13 protein-coding genes and 1 pseudogene are annotated in these 18,212 nt (G+C 63.0%); 8 read left to right on the forward strand and 6 right to left on the reverse strand.

The window, feature by feature from the left end:
* Positions 1 to 875 (reverse strand): BCCT family transporter (locus HP547_RS15160; RefSeq protein WP_172286718.1); only part of this gene is annotated, 875 nt, incomplete at its 3' end.
* A 533-nt stretch (positions 876 to 1,408) separates the two neighbouring features.
* Here HP547_RS15160 and betI point away from each other — a divergent pair.
* The 7 genes from betI (at position 1,409) to trxC (ending at position 12,875) form a co-directional block, all read left to right on the forward strand.
* Entirely contained in the window at positions 1,409 to 2,065 is a 657-nt protein-coding gene (gene betI, locus HP547_RS15165; RefSeq protein WP_172219801.1) for a transcriptional regulator BetI, read from the forward strand.
* A gap of 39 nt (positions 2,066 to 2,104) precedes the next feature.
* Positions 2,105 to 3,577 carry a betaine-aldehyde dehydrogenase gene (betB, locus tag HP547_RS15170; RefSeq protein ID WP_172219798.1) on the forward strand — a complete coding sequence of 491 codons (1,473 nt, stop codon included), beginning with the start codon at positions 2,105 to 2,107 and terminating at the stop codon, positions 3,575 to 3,577.
* Positions 3,578 to 3,654: 77 nt separating this feature from the next.
* On the forward strand, positions 3,655 to 5,352 hold the full coding sequence (gene betA, locus HP547_RS15175; RefSeq protein WP_172219795.1) for a choline dehydrogenase: 1,698 nt from the start codon (positions 3,655 to 3,657) through the stop codon (positions 5,350 to 5,352).
* Between the two features lie 245 nt (positions 5,353 to 5,597).
* Positions 5,598 to 7,340: a potassium/proton antiporter gene (locus HP547_RS15180; RefSeq protein WP_172219781.1), complete on the forward strand. Its 1,743-nt coding sequence runs from the start codon at positions 5,598 to 5,600 to the stop codon at positions 7,338 to 7,340.
* Positions 7,341 to 7,375: 35 nt separating this feature from the next.
* Positions 7,376 to 10,684 (forward strand): mechanosensitive channel MscK, encoded by a 3,309-nt coding sequence (mscK, locus tag HP547_RS15185; RefSeq protein WP_172219778.1) that lies wholly within the window; start codon positions 7,376 to 7,378, stop codon positions 10,682 to 10,684.
* A gap of 166 nt (positions 10,685 to 10,850) precedes the next feature.
* Complete coding sequence (gene selO / locus HP547_RS15190) at positions 10,851 to 12,311, forward strand: protein adenylyltransferase SelO (protein ID WP_172219776.1); 1,461 nt, start codon at positions 10,851 to 10,853, stop codon at positions 12,309 to 12,311.
* A gap of 129 nt (positions 12,312 to 12,440) precedes the next feature.
* On the forward strand, positions 12,441 to 12,875 hold the full coding sequence (gene trxC / locus HP547_RS15195; RefSeq protein ID WP_172219773.1) for a thioredoxin TrxC: 435 nt from the start codon (positions 12,441 to 12,443) through the stop codon (positions 12,873 to 12,875).
* Here trxC and HP547_RS15200 read toward each other — a convergent pair.
* A complete protein-coding gene (locus HP547_RS15200) occupies positions 12,872 to 13,645 on the reverse strand; it encodes a ParA family protein (protein ID WP_172286715.1) in 774 nt (257 codons plus the stop codon). The two genes, trxC and HP547_RS15200, sit on opposite strands and share 4 nt — an antisense overlap.
* Positions 13,646 to 13,721: 76 nt before the next feature.
* Positions 13,722 to 14,620: pseudogene (locus HP547_RS15205) on the reverse strand (LysR substrate-binding domain-containing protein).
* Between the two features lie 165 nt (positions 14,621 to 14,785).
* Between HP547_RS15205 and HP547_RS15210 the strand changes: the two are divergent.
* Positions 14,786 to 15,973 (forward strand): MFS transporter, encoded by a 1,188-nt coding sequence (locus tag HP547_RS15210; RefSeq protein WP_256676349.1) that lies wholly within the window; start codon positions 14,786 to 14,788, stop codon positions 15,971 to 15,973.
* A 114-nt stretch (positions 15,974 to 16,087) separates the two neighbouring features.
* Here the strand turns inward: HP547_RS15210 and HP547_RS15215 are convergent, their stop codons facing one another.
* The 3 genes from HP547_RS15215 to HP547_RS15225 form a co-directional block, all read right to left on the reverse strand.
* Positions 16,088 to 16,435, reverse strand: coding sequence for a YgiW/YdeI family stress tolerance OB fold protein (locus HP547_RS15215; protein WP_172219761.1), 348 nt, complete (start codon positions 16,433 to 16,435; stop codon positions 16,088 to 16,090).
* Between the two features lie 116 nt (positions 16,436 to 16,551).
* Positions 16,552 to 17,616, reverse strand: coding sequence for a uroporphyrinogen decarboxylase (hemE, locus tag HP547_RS15220; protein ID WP_172219758.1), 1,065 nt, complete (start codon positions 17,614 to 17,616; stop codon positions 16,552 to 16,554).
* A 230-nt stretch (positions 17,617 to 17,846) separates the two neighbouring features.
* Positions 17,847 to 18,212, reverse strand: a 366-nt coding sequence (locus HP547_RS15225) for an FAD-dependent oxidoreductase (protein WP_172286717.1), incomplete at its 5' end; no start/stop codon positions are given.

Here is an 18,212-nt window from a genome sequence, read left to right on the forward strand (position 1 = left end):
TACAGGTCGAAGGTCTTCAGGACGATGCCGTTGAGGTAATCCCCCACGTTCTGCACCAGGCCATTGAGCAGGTGCAGGGTCTCGCCACCCAGCAGGACGAAGATCAGCAAACCGCTGAATAGCATGATGTTCAGGTTGGACAGGCGGCGGATGCCGTTTTCCACACCCGAGACCGCAGCCACGGTAGCCACACCGGCCATGACCAGGATCACCATCAGCAAGTTGGTCTTGCTGTGGTCCATGCCGAACAGGTATTCCAGGCCCGAGGACACCTGCATCGAGCCGATGCCCAGGTTGGTCACCAATCCCAGCAAGGTCACGAACATGCCGAAGATATCCACCGCGTTGCCGGCGGCGCCCTTGACCCAACGCTCCCCCACCAGCGGGTAAAGCGCCGAACGCAAGGCCAACGGCTGGTTGTGGCGGTAGGCAAAGTAACCCACGGCCAGGCCGACCAGGGCGTAGATCGCCCAGCCATGCAGGCCCCAGTGCAGGAAGGTCAGCTGCAGCCCCTGGCGCGCGGCCTCGAGGCTGGCAGGCGTGCCTTCGGGCGGGTTGAAATAGTGGTCCAGCGGCTCGGAGGCGCCAAAGTACAGCAGCGAGATGCCGATACCCGAAGAGAAAAGCATGCCGGCCCAGGCGCCGTAGCTGAAGTCGGGCTGGTCGTCCTTGCCGCCCAGCTTGAGGCTGCCATAGTCGGAAAACGCCAGGTAGACGACGAACACCAGGTAGCCGCAGATGACCAGCATGTAGTACCAGCCAAAGGTGCGCGTCAGCCACTTCTGGGCCACGCCCAGCACCTGGCCGGCGGTTTCGGGTACAGCGATCAGCAAGGCAGTCAGAACGAGGATCATCAGCGCCGAGGTGAAGAACACCACGCGGTTGACCCGTACCCTCTCGGCGGGGGGTTTGGTAAGGGAGGCAGAACTCATTGCACGAATGCTCCGGGCAGTACGGCTGTGGAGGCTAATCAGTCTTTCCCGAGCAATTGGTGGAATATCCCCACTGCGTCAGGTGTTATAAAAGCACCCTGGAAACCGCGATCCCGAATCGATACGTTGCAAAAAACAGACAGGTGGCCCGTTGAAAAATGCCACGCCGCCGCTTGGGTGCGCGCATTCGTCACAGATCACCGCGCCCGCTCCAAGGGCCTGTCGCAGGGCGCAAGACCGTACGGCAGAATCTGCATTTCGCATCGCTCATGCCCGTCAACGCCTTGTATTCCGGGGGTTACGCGATTTCCTGGGGTGTCAATCCGTGCCCTGATGACCGCTCGAAAGAGTGTCAATGGCACAAATTGTCGCAGAGCTTATTCTTTATTGATTGAACGTTCAATCAAAACAAAATAGACTGGTCTTCGCCGAGTCAGCCGCCCGTCGTCTGCTCGCAGGCCTGAGGAGATAGCAAGATGCCCAAGGTCGGTATGCAACCCATCCGCCGCCAGCAGTTGATCGAAGCCACGTTGCAGGCGGTCGATCAGGTCGGACTGGGGGACGCCAGCATTGCGCTGATTGCCCGTTTGGCCGGTGTGTCGAACGGCATCATCAGTCACTACTTTCGGGACAAGAACGGCCTGATCGCAGCGACGATGGGTTACATCATGAGCATGCTCAACGAAGGGGTGCGGGCACGCCGCCTGGCCCTGACGGACGACAGCCCGCGTGCCCACCTGAAAGTGATCATCGAGGGCAACTTCGATGCCAGCCAGGTGAACGGCCCGGCGATGAAAACCTGGTTGGCCTTCTGGGCTTCCAGCATGCACCAGCCCGATTTGCACAGGTTGCAGCGGATCAACGACCACCGCTTGTATTCCAACCTGTGCTGCCAGTTCCGCCGCGCCCTGCCGCTTTACCATGCGCGCAAGGCTGCCCGCGGCCTGGCGGCTCTCATTGATGGCCTGTGGCTGCGTGGTGCCCTGTCGGGTGATGCATTCGACACCGACCAGGCGATACGGATTGCTTACGAATACATGGATCTACAACTGGCTAAACAGCACACCCTGGGCACCCATGACCAGGCTGCTGATCAAGCACGCACGGCCCTTGCCAACTCGGCAGGAGCGTGACGCGCAAGCCAAACCACACACTGCACTTGCGAGGACACTATGGCCCGTTTCGGAACGCAAAAACTCTACATTGATGGCGCTTACGTCGACGCTGGCAGCGATGCCACCTTCGAAGCCATCAACCCGGCGACCGGCGAAGTCCTCGCCCACGTGCAACGTGCCACCGAGGCTGACGTCGAGAAAGCCGTCGAAAGCGCCGAACGTGGCCAGAAGGTCTGGGCTGCGATGACCGCCATGCAGCGTTCGCGCATCCTGCGCCGCGCCGTCGACATCCTGCGCGAGCGCAACGACGAACTGGCCATGCTGGAAACCCTGGACACCGGCAAGTCGTACTCGGAAACCCGCTACGTCGACATCGTCACCGGCGCCGACGTGCTGGAGTACTACGCTGGCCTGGTACCGGCCATCGAAGGCGAGCAGATCCCGCTGCGCGAATCGTCCTTTGTCTACACCCGCCGCGAGCCGCTGGGCGTGACTGCCGGTATCGGTGCCTGGAACTACCCGATCCAGATCGCCCTGTGGAAATCCGCCCCGGCCCTGGCCGCCGGCAACGCAATGATCTTCAAGCCGTCGGAAGTCACCTCGCTGACTACCCTGAAACTGGCCGAGATCTACACCGAAGCCGGCCTGCCGAACGGCGTGTTCAACGTTCTCACCGGCAGCGGCCGTGAAGTCGGCACCTTGCTGACCGAGCACCCGCGCATCGAAAAGGTTTCCTTCACCGGCGGCACCACCACCGGCAAGAAGGTCATGGCCAGCGCCTCGAGCTCGTCGCTCAAGGAAGTCACCATGGAACTGGGCGGCAAGTCGCCACTGATCATCTGCGCCGACGCCGACCTGGACAAGGCCGCCGACATCGCCATGATGGCCAACTTCTACAGCTCGGGCCAGGTGTGCACCAACGGCACCCGCGTGTTCATCCCGGCTGAAATGAAGGCAGCCTTCGAGGCCAAGATCGCCGAGCGCGTTGCCCGCATCCGTGTCGGCAACCCGGAAGACGAGAACACCAACTTCGGCCCGCTGGTCAGCTTCCAGCACATGGAAAGCGTGCTGGGCTACATCGCCAAGGGTAAAGAAGAAGGTGCCCGCGTGCTGTGCGGCGGCGAGCGTCTGACCGAAGGTGAGTTCGCCAAGGGCGCCTTCGTCGCGCCGACCGTGTTCACCGACTGCACCGACGACATGACCATCGTCAAGGAAGAGATCTTCGGCCCGGTGATGAGCATTCTCTCCTACGAAACCGAAGAAGAAGTGATCCGTCGCGCCAACGATACCGAGTACGGCCTGGCCGCCGGTGTCTGCACCAACGACATCACCCGCGCCCACCGCATCATCCACAAGCTGGAAGCCGGCATCTGCTGGATCAACGCCTGGGGTGAATCGCCGGCGGAAATGCCGGTAGGTGGCTACAAGCAGTCGGGCGTCGGCCGTGAGAACGGCGTCAGCTCGCTGGCTCAATACACTCGCATCAAGTCGGTCCAGGTCGAGCTGGGCGGCTACAACTCGGTTTTCTAAACCTTGTCTAGCCACGCCCGTGCCGCTGTGCACGGGCGTTTCCGCTCCCTGATCACCGCCAACACGAGGGTACTTTCATGTCCCAAGAATTCGATTACATCATCGTCGGTGCCGGCTCGGCCGGTAACACCCTGGCAACCCGCCTGACCGAAGACGCCGGCGTCACCGTGCTGTTGCTGGAAGCCGGTGGCCCCGACTACCGTTTCGATTTCCGCACCCAGATGCCGGCCGCCCTGGCCTTCCCGCTGCAGGGGCGCCGCTACAACTGGGCCTACGAGACCGACCCGGAGCCGTACATGGACGGCCGCCGCATGGAATGTGGCCGCGGCAAGGGCCTGGGTGGTTCATCGCTGATCAACGGCATGTGCTACATCCGCGGCAACGCCATGGACTTCGACGGCTGGGCAGAACTGCCAGGTCTCGAGGACTGGACCTACCTCGACTGCCTGCCCTATTTCCGAAAAGCTGAAACGCGCGATATCGGCCCGAACGAGTACCACGGTGGCGAAGGCCCGGTCAGCGTCGCCACGCCAAAAGCTGGCAACAACCCGCTGTTCCACGCCATGGTCGAGGCCGGTGTACAGGCCGGTTACCCGCGCACCGAAGACCTCAACGGCTATCAGCAGGAAGGTTTCGGCCCGATGGACCGTTCGGTGACCAAGAACGGCCGCCGTTCCAGCACCGCCCGCGGCTACCTGGACCAGGCCAAGAAGCGCCCTAACCTGACCATCGTCACCCACGCCCTCAGCGACCGCGTTCTGTTCGACGGCAAGCGCGCCATTGGCGTGACCTACCTGGTCGGCGACAGCGAAGAACGTGTTGAAGCCCGCGCCCGCAAGGAAGTGATCGTCAGCTCCGGCGCCATCGCGTCGCCGCAGCTGCTGCAGCGCTCCGGTGTCGGCCCGCGCGCCCTGCTGGAAAGCCTCGACATCCCCGTGGTCCACGACCTGCCGGGCGTCGGCGAAAACCTGCAGGACCACCTTGAGCTGTACCTGCAGTACGCCTGCACCCAGCCGGTGTCGCTGTACCCGTCGCTGCTGTGGTGGAACCAGCCGGCCATCGGTGCCGAGTGGATGTTCAAAGGTACCGGCATCGGCGCCAGCAACCAGTTCGAGGCCGGTGGTTTCATCCGCACCCGGCCTGAATTCGAATGGCCGAACATCCAGTACCATTTCCTGCCGGTCGCGATCAATTACAACGGCTCCAACGGCGTCAAGGAGCACGGCTTCCAGGCGCACATGGGCTCGATGCGTTCGCCAAGCCGCGGCCGTATCCAGGCCAAGTCGAAGGACCCGCGCCAGCACCCGAGCATCCTGTTCAACTACATGGCTACCGAGCAGGACTGGCAGGAATTCCGTGACGGCATCCGCCTGACCCGTGAAATCATGGCCCAGCCGGCGCTGGACCCGTACCGCGGCCGCGAGATCAGCCCGGGCCCGGATGTGCAAACCGATGAGCAGCTCGACAAGTTCATCCGCGAGCACGCCGAAACCGCGTTCCACCCGTCCTGCTCGTGCAAGATGGGCACCGACGACATGGCGGTGGTCGATGGCGAAGGCCGTGTGCACGGCATGAAGGGCCTGCGTGTGGTCGATGCGTCGATCATGCCGATCATCATCACCGGTAACCTCAACGCCACCACGATCATGATCGCCGAGAAAATCTCGGACAAGATCCGCAACCGCAAGCCGCTGCCGCGCAGCACTGCCAAGTACTACAAGGCTGAGGGCGCGCCGGTGAAGGGCAAGCCGATGCGAGAAGTGAAGCAGGCGTGATCCTGCACCGGCCCTTTCGCGGGTGAACCCGCTCCCACATGAGTAGCACCACCCTGTGGGAGCGGGTTCACCCGCGAAAGGGCCCGCATAGGCGACACATCAAAAGGCACCCTCCGCGGTGCCTTTTGCACATCTGCAGAAACGCTTTACATGCTGCCAATTCATCAGGTTAGAATCGATTGGCACGCGACCTGCTAGCGAGATGCTATCGAGTTCCTTTCCCCGTTGTCCCGGAGTACCTGCCTTTGGATGCAAGCACCATCAACAGCCTGTTCCTGATCGGCGCATTGCTGGTGGGCGCAAGTATCCTGGTCAGTTCGCTGTCGTCGCGCCTGGGCATCCCTATCCTGGTCATCATCCTCGCGGTCGGCATGGTCGCCGGCGTGGACGGTGGCGGCATCATCTTCAACAACTACCCGACCGCCTACCTGGTAGGCAACCTGGCGCTGGCGGTGATCCTGCTGGACGGCGGCCTGCGCACACGGGTGGCAAGTTTTCGCGTAGCGCTGTGGCCGGCACTGTCGCTGGCCACTGTCGGCGTGATGATCACCACGGCCCTCACCGGCCTGGTCGCGGCCTGGCTGTTCAACCTGAGCCTGATCCAGGGCCTGCTGATCGGCGCCATCGTCGGCTCTACCGACGCCGCAGCTGTGTTTTCGCTGCTCGGCGGCAAGGGCCTGAACGAGCGGGTCACTGCCACCCTGGAGATCGAGTCGGGCAGCAACGACCCGATGGCAGTGTTCCTTACCGTGACCCTGATCGACATGATCGCCAGCGGCCAGACCGGCTTGCACTGGGGCCTGCTGGGCCACCTGCTGCGCGAGTTCGGTATCGGTGGCCTGCTGGGCCTGGGGGGTGGCTGGTTGATGCTGCAAATGGTCAACCGCATCAACCTGGCAGGCGGCCTTTACCCCATTCTGGTGGTGGCCGGCGGCCTGGTGGTGTTCTCGCTGACCAACGCCCTGCACGGCAGCGGCTTCCTTGCCGTGTACCTGTGCGGCCTGGTGCTGGGCAACAAGCCGATCCGCAGCCGCCACGGGATTTTGCACATGCTCGACGGCATGGCCTGGCTGGCCCAGATCGGCATGTTCCTGGTGCTGGGCCTGCTGGTCACGCCCCACGACCTGCTGCCCATCGCCCTGCCGGCGCTTGGCCTGGCCCTGTGGATGATCCTGGTCGCCCGGCCGCTGTCGGTGGTCGCCGCGCTGCTGCCATTCAAGGCCTTCCACGGCCGTGAGAAAGGCTTCATTTCCTGGGTTGGCCTGCGCGGCGCAGTACCGATCATCCTCGCGGTGTTCCCGTTGATGGCCGGCCTGCCGGACGCCCAGCTGTTCTTCAACCTGGCCTTCTTCATCGTGCTGGTGTCGCTGTTGGTGCAGGGCACCAGCCTGCCGTGGATGGCCAAGCTGTTGAAAGTGACGGTACCGCCAGACCCGGCGCCGATCTCCCGTTCCGCGCTGGAAGTGCACATCACCAGCGAATGGGAAATGTTCGTCTACCGCCTGGGCGCGGAAAAGTGGTGCATCGGCGCCGCCCTGCGCGAACTGAAGATGCCCGAAGGCACGCGCATCGCCGCGCTGTTTCGTGGCGAGCAACTGTTGCACCCTTCGGGCAGTACCGTGCTGGAAGTGGGCGACATGCTCTGCGTGATCGGCCACGAGCACAACCTGCCAGCCCTGGGCAAACTGTTCAGCCAGGCGCCACAGCGTGGCCTGGACCTGCGTTTCTTCGGCGATTTCGTGCTCGAAGGCGATGCCGAACTGGGTGCGGTGGCAGCGTTGTACGGCCTGAAACTCGACGGCCTGGACGCGAAAATGCCGCTGGCGCAGTTCATCCGACAGAAGGTCGGAGGCGCTCCAGTAGTAGGTGACCAGGTCGATTGGCATGGCACGATCTGGACCGTGGCGACCATGGACGGGAACAAGATCCAGAAAGTAGGCGTCAGATTCCCCGAAGGAACGCGACCCGGACCAGGATTGTTCCTCTAAACTTCGTTTCTGCCGGATCCACAAGTAGCCTGCCTATGTCCCTGCGCGTGTACCTCCGCACAGCCCTGCTCGGGCTGTGCCTGTCTCTTTCCTTTGCCGCCACTGCGGCTGAAGCCCCGACCACCGCCAGCATCCAGCACAGCCTCGACAAGATCGCCGATCGCAAGCTGCCCGAAGCCGACCAGAAGGCGCTGCAGCAGGTGCTCGAACAAACATTGAGCCTGCTGGCCAGCAAGGAGGACAACGAGAAAAAACTGGCTGCACTGAAGCAGCAACTTGCAGGTGCCCCCAAGGAAACCAGCGACAGCCAGAAAGAGCTCGCCAAGCTCAAGGAAAGCAAGCCGCAGCCCGTTACCCAGCGCTACGCCAACCTTACCGTGCCGCAGCTCGAGCAGCTGCTCAGCGAGCGCAACACCCTGCAGGGTGAGCTGCAAAAAGCGCTGTCCGAAGCCAACAGCCTGATCATCAACTCGCAAACCCGCCCCGAGCGCGCGCAAGCCGAGATCAGCAGCAGCCAGACCCGCACCCAGCAGATCAACAACATCCTCAAAGCCGGCAAGGACGGCGGCAAATCCATCAATGCCGACCAGCGCAACCAGCTCAATGCCGAACTGGCCTCGCTCAACGCACTGACCCTGCTGCGCCGTCAGGAGCTGGCCGGCAACAGCCTGCTGCAAGACCTCGGCAACGCCCGGCACGACCTGCTGATCGAGCGCGCCGCGCGCCTGGAGCAGGAGATTCAGGACCTGCAGACCCTGATCAACGACAAGCGCCTGGCCCAGTCGCAGGAAGCGGTTACCCAGCAGTCGATCGAGGCCCAGAAAGCCGGTGGCAGCAGCCTGCTGGCCAGCGAAAGCGCGGCCAACCTCAAGCTTTCCGACTACCTGCTCAAAAGCACCGACCGCCTCAACGAACTGACCCAGCAGAACCTGCATACCAAACAGCAGCTGGACAGCCTGACCCAGGCGGACCAGGCGCTGGACGAGCAGATCAACGTGCTCAAGGGCAGCCTGCTGCTGTCCAAGATCCTCTACAAGCAGAAGCAGACCCTGCCGCACCTGAAAGTCGATCGCGACCTGGCCGACCAGATCGCCGATATCCGCCTGTACCAGTTCGAGATCAACCAGCAGCGCGAACAGATGAGCAGCCCGGTCACCTACGTCGACAAGCTGCTGGCCAACCAGCCCCAGGAAGATGTCACCCCGGCACTGCGCAAGGCGCTGCTGGAAGTCGCCATCACCCGCAGCGACCTGCTCGAACGGTTGAACCGCGAACTGTCGGCGCTGCTCAATGAATCGATCACCCTGCAGCTTAACCAGAAGCAGCTGCTGGGTACGGCGCAGGGCCTGCGTACCACGCTCGATGAACAGATGTTCTGGATCCCCAGCAACAAGCCGCTGGACTGGGACTGGTTGAAATACGTGCCGGAGCGCTTCGCCAAGCAGGTGGCCGACCTGCCGTGGGGCTCGGGTATCAAGGAGCTGGCCGATGGCCTGAGCCAGCGGCCGTTGCTGTTCCTGCCGTTGCTGCTGGTTATCGGCGGCCTGCTGTGGCGGCGCAAGTACCTGTATCAGCGCCTGAGCAAGGTGCACCAGGATATCGGCCACTTCCGCCGCGACAGCCAGTGGCATACACCTCAGGCCATCCTCATCAACATCCTGCTGGCGATGCCGGTCAGCCTGGGCCTGGCCCTGTGCAGCTACGCCCTGCAGATCGACGCCCGCGGGCAGAACGCCAACCTGGGCGCCGCACTCTGGCAGCTGGCCCAGGCCTGGCTGGTGTTCTATACCGCCTACCGCATCCTCGCCCCCGGCGGCGTGGCAGAAATCCACTTCCGCTGGCACAAGCCGCAGGTCGAGTTCCTGCGCGGCTGGGTGCGCCGCCTGGGCACCGTGGTGCTGGCCCTGGTCGGTGTGGTGGCGGTGGCCGAGCACCAGCCTTCGGCGCTGGCCGACGACGTACTGGGCATCGGCGTGGTGCTGACCTGCTATGCACTGATGGCCTGGCTGCTGAGCCGGCTGTTGCTCAGCAGCCCGGCGCACCGTGATGCTTCGCTGTTCCGCAGGGCTGTAGGGGTGGCGTTCACCGCGTTGCCCATCGCCCTGTTCGTGGCGGTGTGCTTCGGCTACTACTACACCGCGCTGAAGCTTACCGACCGCCTGATCTACACCCTGTACCTGCTGATGTTCTGGCTGGTGATCGAAGCCGCATTCGTGCGCGGCCTCTCTGTGGCGGCGCGGCGCCTGGCCTATCAGCGCGCCCTGAGCAAGCGCGCAGCTGCCAAGGAAGGGCTGGACGGCGAAGTCATCACCGAAGAGCCGACCCTGGACATCGAGCAGGTCAACCAACAGTCGCTGCGCCTGATCCGCCTGGCCCTGCTCGGCGGCTTCATCGCCGGGCTGTACTGGGTGTGGTCCGACCTGATCTCGGTGTTCGCCTACCTCAACAACTTCGTCCTGTACGAATACACCAGCGGTACCGGCGCCGCCGCCAGCATGGTGCCGATCAGCCTCGGCGACCTGCTGGGCGCGCTGGTCATCGTCGGCATCACCTTTGCCCTGGCCGGCAACTTGCCGGGCCTGCTGGAGGTACTGGTGCTGTCGCGACTGAACCTTGCCCAGGGCAGCGCCTACGCCACCACCACGCTGTTGTCGTACACCATCGTCGGCATCGGTATCGTCAGTACCCTGTCGACCCTCGGGGTGAGCTGGGACAAGCTGCAATGGCTAGTGGCCGCACTGTCGGTAGGCCTGGGCTTCGGCATGCAGGAAATCTTCGCCAACTTCATCTCCGGCATCATGATCCTGTTCGAGCGCCCGGTGCGCATTGGCGACACCATCACCATCGGCAACCTGTCCGGCACGGTGAGCAAGATCCGCATTCGCGCCACCACCATCACCGACTTCGACCGCAAGGACATCATCGTCCCCAACAAGACCTTCATCACCGGCCAGCTGATCAACTGGTCGCTGACCGACACGGTCACCCGGGTGACGCTGAAGCTGGGCATCGACTACGGCTCCGACCTCGACCTGGTGCGCGACCTGCTGCTCAAGGGCGCGCATGAGAACCCACGGGTGCTCAAGGACCCGGAGCCGATCGTGTACTTCCTCAATTTCGGCGAGAGCTCGCTGGACCATGAGCTGCGCATGCATGTGCGTGACCTGGGCGACCGCAACCCGACCCTGGACGAACTCAACCGCTATATCAGCCGTGAGTTCAAGGCGCACGACATCAAGATCTCGGTGCGCCAGGTGGAGGTGTTCCTGATGGACCCGAAAGGTGGCAAGCAGCAGCTGATTCCCATGGAACAGCCGAAACCGGATGGCACTCAACCTGTGTGAGTGGACTCCATAGGGCATGAACGCCCAAAATGCCTGCGAGGGCTTCGCTCTCGATCGCCGGCAAGCCAGCTCCCACACCGACCCCCTGTGTATTCTCTGTGGGAGCTGGCTTGCCGGCGATGGGCCGCAAAGCGGCCCCCTAGGCATCGATCTCCAGGAGCAGCACGTGAAAGCCCTCGACCAACTCACCTTCGACAACCGCTTCGCCCGCCTGGGCGACGCGTTCTCCACCCAGGTCCTGCCCGAACCCATCGCGGACCCGCGCCTGGTGGTTGCGAGCGAGTCGGCCATGGCCCTGCTTGACCTCGACCCCGCCCAGGCCGAACTGCCGGTGTTCGCCGAGCTGTTCAGCGGCCACAAGCTGTGGGAACAGGCCGACCCACGCGCAATGGTGTATTCCGGCCATCAGTTCGGCTCCTACAACCCGCGCCTGGGCGATGGCCGTGGCCTGCTGCTGGCCGAAGTGCTGAACGACCAGGGCCAACACTGGGACCTGCACCTCAAGGGCGCCGGGCAGACGCCGTATTCGCGCATGGGCGACGGCCGCGCCGTGCTGCGCTCATCCATTCGCGAATTCCTCGGTTCCGAAGCCCTGCACGCCCTTGGTATCGCCACCAGCCGGGCACTGTGCGTGATCGGCTCCAGCACGGCGGTGTGGCGCGAAGCCCGCGAAAGTGCCGCCATGCTCACGCGCCTGGCGCAGAGCCATGTGCGCTTTGGCCACTTCGAATACTTCTATTACACCAAGCAGCCTGAACAGCAACGGCTGCTGATCGATCACGTGCTGGAGCATCACTACCCCGAATGCCGCGGTGCCGAGCAGCCATACCTGGCCATGTTCCGCACCATCGTCGAGCGCAACGCCGAGCTGATCGCCCGCTGGCAGGCCTATGGGTTCTGCCACGGGGTGATGAATACGGACAACATGTCGATCCTCGGCATTACCTTCGATTTCGGCCCTTACGCTTTCCTCGACGACTTCGACGCCAATTTCATCTGCAACCACTCCGACGACCGTGGCCGCTACAGCTATGCCAACCAGGTGCCGATTGCCCACTGGAACCTCAGCGCGCTGGCCCAGGCGCTGACCACGGTGATCGAGGTGGAGCCACTGAAGGAAGCGCTGGGGTTGTTCTTGCCGCTGTACCAGGCTCATTACCTGGACCTGATGCGCCGGCGCCTTGGCCTGACCACGGCCGAGGACGACGACATGGCGCTGGTCGAACGCTTGCTGCAGTGCATGCAGCGTGGGGGCGTGGACTACAGCCTGTTCTTCCGCAAGCTGGGCGAACAACCGGCGGCCGAAGCGCTGAAGGTGGTGCGTGACGACTTCATCGACCTGGCAGCTTTCGATGCCTGGGGCGCCGACTACCTGGCCCGCTGCGAGCGCGAAGCGGGCAATGCCGAGGGGCGGCGTGAACGGATGCACGCAGTAAACCCGCTGTACGTGCTGCGCAACTACCTGGCGCAGAAAGCCATCGAAGCGGCTGAGGCGGGGGATTACAGCGAAGTGCGGCGGCTGCATCAGGTGTTGAGCAAACCGTTTGAAGAGCAGCCGGGGATGCAGGCCTACGCCGAGCGACCGCCGGAGTGGGGCAAGCACCTGGAAATCAGCTGCTCTTCATAAATCCTGGGGCCGCTGCGCGACCCTTTCGCGACACAAGGCCGCTCCTACAGAACGCCGCGAATCCTTGTAGGAGCGGCCTTGTGTCGCGAAAGGGCTGCGCAGCGGCCCCAAAAACCTCGAGGAGAAGACATGTCCGACCCACTGGTAATCCCCTGCCCGCACTGCAACGGCCTGAACCGCCTGCCCGCCGAACGTTTGAGCGACGCCCCGAAATGCGGCCGGTGCAAGCAGGATGTGCTGCTGGCCCAGCCCTTCGAGCTGACCGAGGCCAGCTACGCCAGCCAGATCAAAGGCGACCTGCCGCTGCTGGTCGACGTCTGGGCCGACTGGTGCGGCCCCTGCAAATCCTTCGCCCCCACCTTCGAACAAGCTGCGCGGCAGCTGGCGGGTCGCTGCCGCCTGGCTAAGCTCGACAGCGAAGCAAACCGCAACCTGGCGGGACAACTGGGCATACGCTCGATCCCCAGCCTGCTGCTGTTCAAGAACGGTCGCGAAGTGAGCCGCCAGGCCGGAGCGTTTCCACTCCAGTCGTTGCTGGCGTGGTTGCGCAGCCAAGGGGTCTAGGCGTTCTCTTCGAGCAGCGAATGCAACTCGACAAACTGCTGGGTCAGCTTGTGCCGCGGCTCGAGGTGAATCAGCGGCAGGCTGGCATGATGCGATTCGCGCATTTTCACCGAACTGCTGAGGTACACCGGTAGTACCGGCATGCCCTCGGCCAGCAGCTCGTCGAGCATCTGCTGGGGCAGGCTGGCGCGGGACTGGAACTGGTTGACCACGATGCCTTCGACCACCAGTGCTTCGTTGTGGTCCTCCTTGAGGTCTTCGATCTCGGCCAGCAACCCGTAAAGGGCCTGCCGCGAGAAACTGTCGCAGTCGAAAGGGATCAGCACACGATCAGCTGCGATCAACGCAGAAACTGCGTAGAAATTCAGCGCCGGCGGGGTATCGATGTAGATGCGCTCGTAGTCCTCGTCCAGCTCGTCGAGCAGCTTGCGCAGCTTGTTGATCTTGTGTTTTGCCTCAAGCTTGGGCTGCAGGTCGGCCAGCTCTGCCGTGGCGGTGACCACGTGCAGGTTGTCGAACGGGGTTTCGTAGATGTCGACCTTGTTCTTCTTGCTGAACGGCCCGCTGGACAGGCTCTGCTTGAAGAAGTCGGCAATCCCCATGGGGATATCCTCGCCGGTGAGGCCGGTCAGGTACTGGGTCGAGTTGGCCTGGGCATCCAGGTCGATCAACAGTGTCCGGTAGCCTTCATTGGCACTGACCGCCGCCAGGTTGCAGGCGATGCTCGACTTGCCCACGCCACCTTTCTGATTGAACACCACGCGCCGCATGATTGACCTCCGTGTTTCGACGAATGCCCGAGTATGTGGCGAGGCCGCGGCAATGGCCAGTGCCATTTGGCCTGCGTCAGCCCTGGCCGACCGCCTGCCCGGTAAGCAGCTCGGCAAATGCCTTGGCCATCGCCGAGCCTGCGTGCTCACGCTGCACCAGCCACACCGCAGACATCGCCCCTTCATCCAGCAAGGTGCGGTACACCACGCCTTCAATGCGCATGCGCTGGAACGACGCCGGCAGCACCGAAACCCCAAGCCCCGCCGACACCAAGCCGATGATGGTCATGGCCTCTCCAGCTTCCTGGGCAAAATGCGGGCTGAAGCCGGCCTGCCGCGCCAGGCTCAGCAACTGCGCATGCAGGCCGCTGCCATAACTGCGAGGGAAGAACACGAACGGCTCATCGGCCAGCGCCGCCATGTGCAGGCCATGTTCAGTGCCTTCGGCAAGCGGGTGCGAAGCGTTGATCACCGCCACCAGCGGCTCACGGAACAGCTCCGTGGCCAGCAAGCCTGCCGGCAGCGGCATCGGCCGCATCAGCCCACCTCGATGGACTCGTCGAACACCCCTGCGGCAACGTCGCGGCTGCTCATCTCCTTGAGGTTCAGGTGCACAGCGGGGAAGCGCTGGCGAAAGGCATGAATGGCCTTGGGAATCTTCGAGGTGAACGGTGCCGAGGAAGTAAAACCTATCTTCATCTCGCCTAGCTCGCCCAACTGCGCACGACGGGCTACATCCGCCGCTTTCTCGACCTGCGCCAGTACTTGCCGAGCCTCCTCCAGAAACAGCCGCCCGGCCTCGCTCAACTCGACCCGACGATTGGTACGCTCGAAAAGCCGTGCGCCCAGTTCCTGCTCCAGTGCCTGGATCTGCTGGCTGAGGGGTGGCTGTGAGATACCCAGCTGCTGGGCGGCGCGTCCGAAGTGCAGCTCTTCAGCCACAGCGATGAAGTAACGCAAATGGCGCAGTTCCATGATCGGCTCCGAACAGGTCGAAAAACGTCTTAAATAGGTCGAACAATATATTGGATCTAATCATTAGCCAGCTATATGCTTTTTTCATTGCGCCAGAGGTACCCGCCCGTGAAAACTGCTGTAGCCCCCCTTCCCGCCGAGCCAGAGCCCACTCCCCTGAACGAAATGTGGATCGAAAAAGGCACCCCCGCCTTCATGAAAACCGTGCTGGCGCTGTTCAGCGGCGGCTTCGCCACCTTCGCCCTGCTGTACTGCGTACAGCCGATGATGCCGCTGCTCTCTCGGGAATTTGCCATCAATGCGGCGCAGAGCAGCCTTGTGCTGTCGGTGTCCACGGGCATGCTGGCGTTCGGATTGTTGATCACCGGGCCCATCTCCGACCGCATCGGGCGCAAGCCGGTAATGGTGTTTGCCCTGGTCTGCGCCGCCCTCTCCACCTTGGCCAGCGCGGTGATGCCAAGCTGGGAGCTGGTGCTGGCCACCCGCGCGCTGGTGGGCCTGTCGCTGAGCGGCCTGGCGGCAGTGGCGATGACTTACCTGAGCGAAGAAATCCACCCGCAGCACATCGGCCTGGCCATGGGCCTGTACATCGGCGGCAACGCCATCGGCGGCATGAGCGGGCGGCTTATCACCGGCGTGCTGATCGACTTCGTCAGCTGGCACACGGCGATGCTGACCATCGGCGGCCTGGCCCTGATGGCGGCGCTGGTGTTCTGGAAGGTGCTGCCCGAGTCCCGCAACTTCCGCCCACAGGCACTGCACCCGCGCAGCCTGCTGGACGGTTTTGTCGTGCATTTCAAGGATGCCGGGCTGCCTTGGCTGTTCCTTGAGGCCTTCCTGCTGATGGGCGCATTCGTCACTCTGTTCAACTACATCGGCTACCGCCTGCTGGCGGAGCCCTACCACATGAACCAGGCGCTGGTCGGTTTGCTGTCGATAGTGTACTTGTCGGGCATCTACAGCTCGGCGCAAGTCGGCGCGCTGGCTGACAGACTGGGCCGACGCAAGGTGTTCTGGGCCAGTATCGTCGTGATGGCCGCAGGCCTGCTGATGACCCTGGCCAGCCCGCTGGCGATGGTGATCGTGGGCATGCTGGTATTTACCTTCGGCTTCTTTGGCGCGCATTCGGTGGCCAGCAGCTGGATTGGGCGGCGAGCGTTGAAGGCCAAGGGGCAGGCTTCGTCGCTGTACCTGTTCAGCTATTACGCAGGGTCGAGTGTGGCGGGTACGGCGGGCGGGGTGTTCTGGCACCAGTGGGGGTGGAACGGGATCGGGTTGTTCATTGGCAGCTTGCTGGCGGTGGCGTTGCTGGTGGCGCTGCACCTGAGCAAGTTACCGCCCAAAACAGCCTGAGAATGGGGCTGCCTTGCAGCCCATCGCCGGCATGCCAGCTCCCACAGGTGCCCCAAGGCTCATGGCCTGTGAAGTAGTTGTGGGAGCTGGCTTGCCGGCGATAGGGCCATCGGATCAGTTGATGATCTCGACGATATCCACATCCACTTCCCGGCTCATCAGGTGCTTCTCCACCTCACCGGTCAGCTTGACCTTGGTCTTGTCGTTGAACGGAGTAGCCGGGAGGTCTTCATCGTCGATTTCGACGGTGATGACGCCGGTGTTGTCCTTGAACTCGTACTTGTCATCGTTGTTGATCTTCTTGGTCACATAACCCTGCAGCACCACCGGCGTGTCATCTGCGGCGTCGTTGGCGGCAGCAACGGTGGTCACCGACTGTGCACCTGGGCCGGTGTAAGCCGCAGCCAATGCTGCAGTGCTGAACAGAGGGGCGAGGATCAAGGCAAGGTAGCGAGCTTTCATGAGGATCGGGTCCTGTTTCGGTTTCGATGGCCCCAGATTAACGACGATCGCTGAATTGAAACTTAATGCAATAAAAAGCCCGGCACAGGGCCGGGCTTCGGTGTTCAGCCATCAGTTCATTGATGGTACTGCGCCGACAGCTCGTGCACGGCGTTGATGAACACGCCGGCATGCTCCGGGTCGACTTCCGGGGTGATGCCGTGGCCCAGGTTGAACACGTGGCCGGTGCCGTGGCCATAGCTGGCCAGGATGCGCGCCACTTCCTGGCGAATGGCCTCGGGTTTGGCGTACAGCACGGTCGGGTCCATGTTGCCTTGCAGTGCCACTTTGTCACCCACACGGCGGCGGGCGTCGCCGATTTCGCAGGTCCAGTCCAGGCCCAGCGCGTCGGCACCGGCGTCGGCGATGCTTTCCAGCCACAGGCCGCCATTCTTGGTGAACAGAATTACCGGCACCTTGCGCCCTTCGTGCTCGCGGATCAGGCCGCTGACGATCTTGCGCATGTAGGCCAGCGAGAATTCCTGATAGGCCGCCGCCGACAGGTTGCCGCCCCAGGTGTCGAAGATCTGCACGGCCTGGGCGCCGGCCAGGATCTGGCCGTTGAGGTAGCTGGTAACCGACTGGGCCAGCTTGTCCAGCAACAGGTGCAGGGCCTGCGGGTTGTCGTACGCCATCGCCTTGGTCTTGCGGAAGTCCTTCGACGAGCCGCCTTCGACCATGTAGGTGGCCAGGGTCCACGGGCTGCCGGAGAAACCGATCAGCGGCACGCGGCCATTGAGCTCGCGGCGGATGGTGCTGACCGCGTCCATGACGTAGCCAAGGTCTTTCTGCGGGTCGGGGACCTGCAGCGCTTCGATATCGGCCGGGGTGCTGATGACCTTCCTGAAACGCGGGCCTTCGCCGGTTTCGAAGTACAGGCCCAGGCCCATGGCGTCAGGGATGGTGAGGATGTCCGAGAACAGGATCGCCGCGTCCAGCGGGTAGCGGTCCAGCGGCTGCATGGTCACCTCGCAGGCGAATTGCGGGTTCATGCACAGGCTCATGAAGTCGCCGGCCTTGGCGCGGCTGGCGCGGTACTCCGGCAGGTAGCGGCCGGCCTGGCGCATCATCCACACGGGGGTGACGTCTACGGGTTGCTTGAGCAGTGCACGCAGGAAACGATCGTTCTTCAGGGCAGTCATGTCGGCATCCGGAAAAATAGTGCGGGCATTTTCTCAGACGCACAAAGAAAAGGCACGGCTGTTTGCCGTGCCTTTTCTTTATAGGTATGTCGTGGATCAATAGATTTTGTATACAAAAACTTAATGATGCACGATACCGATGGCCCTATCGCCGGCAAGCCAGCTCCTACAGGGTAGCCGCAGCTCTTGTGGGAGCTGGCTTGCCGGCGATGAGGCCAGTGCAGGCAGCATCAGACTTCGAGGTAGTCCAGGATCCCTTCGGCAGCGGTACGCCCTTCGAAGATCGCCGTCACAACCAGGTCCGAACCGCGCACCATGTCGCCACCGGCAAACACTTTCGGGTTGCTGGTCTGGTGCTTGAACTTGCCCTGCTCCGGCGCCACCACTCGGCCCTGGCTGTCCATCTGGATACCATGCTGCTCGAACCACGGTGCCGGGCTCGGGCGGAAGCCGAAGGCGATCACCACGGCATCGGCCGGCAGGATTTCCTCGGAACCCGGGATCGGCTCGGGGCTGCGGCGGCCACGGGCATCCGGCTCACCCAGACGGGTCTCGACCACTTTCACGCCTTCAACCTTGTCCTCGCCGACAATGGC

This window comes from Pseudomonas sp. CM27, assembly GCF_013179515.1.
Classification (GTDB): Bacteria; Pseudomonadota; Gammaproteobacteria; order Pseudomonadales; family Pseudomonadaceae; genus Aquipseudomonas.

Bases quoted from the DNA above. Each gene is read 5' to 3' on its own strand.
- betI (WP_172219801.1), top strand. From the start codon at position 1,409: ATGCCCAAGGTCGGTATGCAACCCATCCGCCGCCAGCAGTTGATCGAA.
- betB (WP_172219798.1), top strand. From the start codon at position 2,105: ATGGCCCGTTTCGGAACGCAAAAACTCTACATTGATGGCGCTTACGTC.
- betA (WP_172219795.1), top strand. From the start codon at position 3,655: ATGTCCCAAGAATTCGATTACATCATCGTCGGTGCCGGCTCGGCCGGT.
- mscK (WP_172219778.1), top strand. From the start codon at position 7,376: ATGTCCCTGCGCGTGTACCTCCGCACAGCCCTGCTCGGGCTGTGCCTG.
- trxC (WP_172219773.1), top strand. From the start codon at position 12,441: ATGTCCGACCCACTGGTAATCCCCTGCCCGCACTGCAACGGCCTGAAC.
- HP547_RS15200 (WP_172286715.1), bottom strand. From the start codon at position 13,645: ATGCGGCGCGTGGTGTTCAATCAGAAAGGTGGCGTGGGCAAGTCGAGC.
- HP547_RS15210 (WP_256676349.1), top strand. From the start codon at position 14,786: ATGTGGATCGAAAAAGGCACCCCCGCCTTCATGAAAACCGTGCTGGCG.
- HP547_RS15215 (WP_172219761.1), bottom strand. From the start codon at position 16,435: ATGAAAGCTCGCTACCTTGCCTTGATCCTCGCCCCTCTGTTCAGCACT.
- hemE (WP_172219758.1), bottom strand. From the start codon at position 17,616: ATGACTGCCCTGAAGAACGATCGTTTCCTGCGTGCACTGCTCAAGCAA.